The 1,193-nt window shown below is 65.5% G+C and carries 1 protein-coding gene; it reads right to left on the bottom strand.

Going from position 1 to position 1,193, the window contains the following annotated elements:
* Positions 1 to 37 precede the first annotated feature (37 nt).
* Positions 38 to 1,193: sugar ABC transporter ATP-binding protein (locus tag EN893_RS34740; protein ID WP_164901421.1), on the bottom strand; the 1,156-nt coding region annotated here is incomplete at its 5' end.

The raw sequence follows: 1,193 nt of genomic DNA, 5'->3' as shown, positions 1-1,193 counted from the left end.
GGATTCGATCGATTGCATGGGTTCGCTCCCAGAAAATTCAGGCGGCTTCGGAAGCCGATGCCGCAATGATCACGGCGGATGTGGTCAGGTCGTTGCCGGTGAGTTCGCGCACGATCTGTCCGCGCGAAAACACCAAGGCGCGGTGGCAGATATGGGCGATCTCCTCGAAATCGGTCGACACCACGACCACAGCGAGGCCGGCTTCAAGTGCGCGGCCGATCAGCCGGTAGATCTCGGCCTTGGCGCCGACATCGACGCCGGCAGTGGGGTCCTCGGCGATCAGCAATGTGCGGCCGGTGTGGAGCCAGCGCCCGACGACCACCTTTTGCTGGTTTCCGCCCGAAAGCGCTTCGATGGGCAGGTTCGGATCGTTGGGGCGCAGCCCGACCGAGCCGCCGATCACTTGCGCCAGCGCAGCCTCCTTGTGAGGCGCCAGGAATGAGAACAGGCCGCGCTTGCCGGCACCGGGATTGAGAAAACTGTTCTCGCGGATCGACAAGGAGGCCGCGATGGATTCCTCCGTCCGGTCGCGGGCGATTAGGCCGACGCCGGCCGCCATCGCCGCGATCGGGCTCGATAGATCGGGCATAGCGCCATTGATCGTCACCGAACCGGAAAAGGCCTGGCAGCCGAACAGCGTGCGGCCGACCAATTCCTGTCCGGCGCCGCGCAATCCGACCAGACCGAGCAGCTCTCCCTTGCGCACGTCGAACGACACCGGACCGGCGCCGGCGCAGACCAGGTCGCGAACAGCGCACACCGTCTCGCCGGCCTGCGTCTCAGCCTTGCTGAAAACCTGGCTTACCGGACGGCCGACGATCATCTCGACCAGCTCGTCCGGCTTGGTCTCGGCGACCTTCTTCTGGCCAACCAGCCTGCCGTCGCGCAGCACGGCAACGCGGTCGGCGATGCGGAAAATCTCGTCGAGGCGATGCGAGACATAGATCATGCCGACACCGCGCTGCTTGAGCGGGCGGATGGCGTCGAACAGGCGATCGACCTCGTCGGCCGGGAGACTGGCGGTCGGCTCATCGAGCACCAGAACATCGGCCTCGGTGGCCAGAGCGCGGGCGATGGCGACCAGCGATTTTTCGGTACGCGTTAGATCCTGGACGCGCGTCGTCGGATCGAAATCGCAGCCGACAAGCTTCAGCGCCTCGTGCGCCCGCTTTTCGGTGGAGCGCCAGTCGATG

Source organism: Mesorhizobium sp. M7A.F.Ca.CA.004.04.2.1, from assembly GCF_004022825.1.
Taxonomy (GTDB): Bacteria; Pseudomonadota; Alphaproteobacteria; order Rhizobiales; family Rhizobiaceae; genus Mesorhizobium.
Note: the sequence above shows the minus strand (reverse complement) of the source record. Positions and strands in the feature narration are given on the sequence as shown.